Here is a 4,998-nt window from a genome sequence, read left to right on the forward strand (position 1 = left end):
AACCCCACCCCCAACACGGCCCACTGTCCGTGGGCCTGAGCCCCGGGACGAGCGCTCGGCCAACGCCGACGCCATCGCCGTGCGCCTCAGCCACGCGCTGTGGAGGTGCAGGGCGAGGTCTACGTGCAGTCGGTGCAGGACATCCAGATCGGCGCCNGCGCCAGCCGCACCCAGTACCAGTACACCCTGGCCGACGCCGATGGCGTGGAGCTGGCGGAATGGGCGCCCAAGCTGGTGGCCAAGCTGCGCACCCTGCCCCAGTTCCGCGATGTGGCCAGCGACCAGCAGACCAACGGCCGCCAGGTCCTGCTGACCGTGGACCGCGCCCTGGCCTCCCGCCTGGGCGTCAGCATCCAGAGCATTGACGACGTGCTGTACGACGCCTTCGGCCAGCGCCAGATCTCCACCATCTATGCCCAGATGAACCAGTACCGCGTGGTGCTCGAGGTGCCGGAGAAGCTGCAGGCCAATCCGGAGGCGCTGGGCCGCCTGTACGTGCCCAGCACGGGCGGGCCGGTGTCGGTGAACGCGGTGGCGCAAAGCACGCAGACCACCACCAACACCCAGGTGCCGCTGAGTTCCCTGGTGCAGATCACCACCACCGCCGCGCCGCTGACCGTGAACCACCAGGCGCAGTTCCCGGCCCTGACGGTGACCTTCAACCTGGCCGAGGGCCAGTCCTTGGGCGACGCCGTGGACGCCGTCAGCCAGGCGGAGAAGGACATCGGCATGCCGGACACGGTGACCGGATCCTTCGCCGGCGAGGCGGCGGAGTTCCAGACATCGATCGAGAGCGAGCCGTGGCTGATCGCCGCCGCCGTGGTCACCATCTACATCGTGCTGGGTGTGCTGTACGAAAGCATCATCCACCCGGTGACCATCCTGTCGACCCTGCCATCGGCCGGCATCGGCGCCCTGCTGGCCCTGTGGCTGACCGGCAACGACCTGTCGCTGGTGGCCCTGATCGGCATCGTGCTGCTGATGGGTATCGTCAAGAAGAACGCCATCATGATGATCGACTTCGCCATCGAGGCGGAGCGGGTGGAAGGCAAGTCGGCGCACGACTCGATCGTCGAGGCCTGCCTGCTGCGCTTCCGCCCCATCATGATGACCACCATGGCGGCCCTGCTGGGCGCGCTGCCGCTGGCGCTGGAGCATGGCACGGGGTCGGAGCTGCGACGGCCCCTGGGCATCACCATCGTCGGCGGCCTGATCCTGTCGCAAATGCTGACCCTGTACACCACGCCGGTCATCTATCTGTACATGGAGCGGCTGCGCGCCTGGGTCGCCCGCCGCACCGGGTCGGAGCGGGCGGGCGACGCGCCGCCCCCCCAACGCCCCACCGCCCCTGACCGGCCTGGCGGAGTGAGGGCGGACATCCCATGAGCATCTCCGAACCCTTCATCCGGCGGCCCATCGGCACGGCGCTGCTGGCCCTGGGCCTGGCCATGGTGGGGGCGGTGGCCTACGCCTTCCTGCCCGTTGCCTCGCTGCCCAACACCGACCTGCCCATCATCTTCGTTCAGGCCAGGGAATCGGGGGCCGACCCCGTGACCATGGCCGCGACGGTGACCGCCCCGCTGGAGCGGCACCTGGGCGAGATCGCCGGCGTGAACGAGATGACCTCGTCCACGTCGCTGGGCGTCAGCACCATCATCCTGCAGTTCGACGTCAACCGGCCGGTGACGGACGCCGCCCGCGACGTGCAGGCGGCCATCAGCGCCGCCGCCACCGACCTGCCGTCGGGCCTGACCAGCCAGCCCACCTTCCGCAAGGCCAACCCCAACGGCCGGCCCATCATGACGCTGGCGCTGACGTCCAAGACCCTGACCAACCAGGCCATATTCGACGCCGCCGACGGCATCCTGGCCCAGCGCCTGTCGCAGATCGAAGGCGTGGCCCAGGCCTCGGCGGCGGGTGGCGAGAAGTCCGCCATCCGCGTTCAGGTGGACGTGAACGCCCTGGCCGCGCGCAAGATCAGCCTGGCCGACATCAGCACCGCCATCACCAACGCCAACGTCAGCCAGCCCGTGGGCACCATGGATGGCGAAGACACGCTGATGACGGTGACCACCAACGACACCATGCTGAAGGCGCAGGATTATCGCGACCTGATCGTGCGCACCACCACCGGCACCGTCTTCCGCCTGGGCGACGTGGCCACGGTGCTGAACAGTTCGGAAAACATCCGGCAGGCGGGCTGGTTCGGAACCCAGCCGGCGGTGCTGGTCAGCGTGCTGAAGCAACCGGGGGCCAACGTCATCAAGACGGTGGACCTGATCAAGTCCAACCTGGACCAGATCCAGAAATGGCTGCCGCCGGGCATCGAGATCCACGTGGTGAACGACCAGACCGGCACCATCCGCGCCAGCGTGGACGACGTGCAGATCACCATGATGATCTCCATCGGCCTGGTCATCCTGGTGGTGGGCCTGTTCCTGCGACGCCTGGCCCCCACCCTGGCGGCGGCCACCGCCGTGCCCCTGTCACTGGCCGGCACCTTCGCCGTCATGTGGCTGCTGGATTACAGCATGGACAACCTGTCGCTGATGGCCCTGACCATCAGCGTCGGCTTCGTCGTCGACGACGCCATCGTCATGATCGAGAACGCCGTCCGCCACCGCGAGATGGGCAAGCCGCCCCTGCAGGCGGCCCTGGACGGCGCGCGGGAGATCGGCTTCACCATCGTTTCCATGACCCTGTCGCTGGTGGCCGTGTTCGTGCCCATCATCTTCATGGGGGGGCTGGCGGGGCGGCTGTTCCATGAATTCGCCATGACCCTGACGGCCGCCATCCTGGTGTCCGGCATCGTGTCGGTGACGCTGACGCCCATGATGTGCGCCCGCTTCATCGACCACGCCAAGGATCGCAAGGAGAACTGGGCCGACCGCTGGGTGGGCCGGCCGTTGGACGCCGCCACCAACCTGTACATGCGGGGCCTGGGCTGGGTGATGCGCCACCGCGTCTTCATGCTGTTCGTGGCGATCGGCACCATCGTCGGCACCGTCTACCTCTATGGCGTGGTGCCCAAGGGCGGCTTCCCGCAGCAGGACACCGGTCTGCTGCGCGGCAGCGTCCGCGCCTCGGCCGATACCTCCTTCCAGACCATGCAGCGCCGCATGCAGGAGGTGGTGAAGATCATCGCCGCCGACCCGGCGGTGGAGGCCATCGGCGGCACCACTGGCGGCGGCGGCGGCGGACCTGGCGGCAGCAGCGCCAACACCGGTAGCATGACCATCTCCCTGAAGCCCCGGAACCAGCGCGACGCCACGGCCGACCAGGTCATCGCCCGACTGCGGCCCAAGTTCGCCCGGCTGGAGGCCCTGCAGGTCTTCCTGCAGGCGGAGCAGGACCTGCGCTTCGGCGGCCGCAGCAGCGACTCGCAATTCCAGGTCTCGCTTCTGAGCGATAACCTGGATGACCTCTATGAGTGGGTGCCCAAGCTGGTGGCCCATCTGAAGGAGCTGCCGGAATATTTCCAGGACGTCAGCTCCGATCAGGACAAGGCCGGTCTGGACGCCAAGGTGGTGATCAACCGCGACCTGGCCTCACGCATGAGCCTGACGCCGTCGGACGTGGACGCGGCCTTGGGCAACGCCTTCAGCCAGAAACAGGTCAGCACCCTGTACGGCGCCCGCAACCAGTACCATGTGGTTCTGGAAGCCACACCCAATGAGCAGAAGGGGCCGGACGACCTGGTGCGCATCTATGTGAAGTCGGTGGCGGGGATGGTGCCGCTGTCCGCCTTCGCCACGGTGAAGGTGCAGGAATCGCCCCTGTCGGTGACCCATGAGGGGCAATACCCCTCCTCCACCTTGAGCTTCAACCTGGCCGACGGCGTGGCCCAGGTGGACGCGCTGAACCGGGCGCAGCAGGCGGTGACGGAACTGGCCATGCCGGCCAGCATGCGGGTCGAGGTGGGCGGCATCGCCCGCATCTTCCAGCAGCAGAACCAGGGCCAGCCCCTGCTGATCCTGGCGGCGCTGGTGACCATCTACATCGTGCTGGGCATGCTGTACGAGAGCTGGGCCCAGCCCATCACCATCCTGTCCACCCTGCCGTCCGCCGGCATCGGCGCCATCCTGGCGCTGATGGCCACGGGGTTCGAGCTGTCGATGATCTCCTTCATCGGCATCATCCTGCTGATGGGCATCGTGAAGAAGAACGCCATCATGCTGGTGGACTTCGCCCTGGCGGCGGAGCGCATCCACGGCATGTCGCCGGTGGACGCCATCACCGAGGCCTGCCGCGAACGCTTCCGTCCCATCACCATGACCACGCTGACGGCGCTGTTGGGCGCCGTGCCCCTGGCCATCGGCGGCGGCACCGGCGCCGAGCTGCGCCAGCCGCTGGGCGTGGCCCTGGTGGGCGGCCTGCTGGTGTCGCAGTTCATCACGCTGTACACCACGCCGGTCATCTACCTGGCCCTGCGGCCCCGGCAGAAGAAGGCCAAACTGTCCCGCCTGCACGCCGCCATGGCCGGGGTGGAACGTCACTGAGCGCCGCACACGGTAAAGCAAAGGGCCCGCCGGGGTGATCCAGCGGGCCCTTTCCTTTTGCGCCAAGACCAACCTTACGAAGCGATCAGGGACCAGTCGGCCGGTTCCCACAGGGCGCCGCTGTCGGTCACGCCCTCGCCCTGGAACAGCAGGGCGTCGGGCGTGCTGCCGCGGGCGTGATAGCCGTAAAGCGCCAGGGTGGCCGGCAGGTCCACGGCCCAGCCCTTGGCGCCGCGCCGATCGACCACGATCAGGCGGGGGCGCAGGGCCTGGGGGGCGGCCTGCAGGAAGGGGATGAGGGCCAGGTCGGCGCCCCCCCGCAGGCCCAGGCGCAACACGTCCACCCGCTTGAGGCCGGCGGCCATCACCAGCTCCAGCAGCGGGCGGACGCGGGTGAGTGCCGGCGGGGGCGCGTCCCAGGCCGTGGCCGGGGCGGTGGCCGGCCGGCCCTTCAGCACCAGGCCGTCGCAGGCGGGGCCGACAGCCCTCTTCACCAGGG

At 68.7% G+C, this 4,998-nt stretch carries 2 protein-coding genes and 1 pseudogene; 2 read left to right on the forward strand and 1 reads right to left on the reverse strand.

Annotated features, from left to right (window positions below; all coding sequences use genetic code 11):
* The first annotated feature begins 105 nt into the window (after positions 1-105).
* Together I55_RS01020 and I55_RS01025 are read left to right on the forward strand one after the other, a co-directional pair.
* Entirely contained in the window at positions 106-1,386 is a 1,281-nt protein-coding gene (locus I55_RS01020) for an efflux RND transporter permease subunit (protein ID WP_083900738.1), read from the forward strand.
* Complete coding sequence (locus tag I55_RS01025) at positions 1,383-4,499, forward strand: efflux RND transporter permease subunit (RefSeq protein WP_044558566.1); 3,117 nt, start codon at positions 1,383-1,385, stop codon at positions 4,497-4,499. The genes I55_RS01020 and I55_RS01025 overlap by 4 nt, the downstream gene beginning before the upstream one ends.
* 74 nt (positions 4,500-4,573) lie before the next feature.
* Here I55_RS01025 and I55_RS36700 read toward each other — a convergent pair.
* Positions 4,574-4,998 (reverse strand): annotated as a pseudogene (locus tag I55_RS36700) (hypothetical protein); the annotation flags it as partial.

The organism is Azospirillum sp. B4, assembly GCF_000333275.1.
Taxonomy (GTDB): Bacteria; Pseudomonadota; Alphaproteobacteria; order Azospirillales; family Azospirillaceae; genus Nitrospirillum.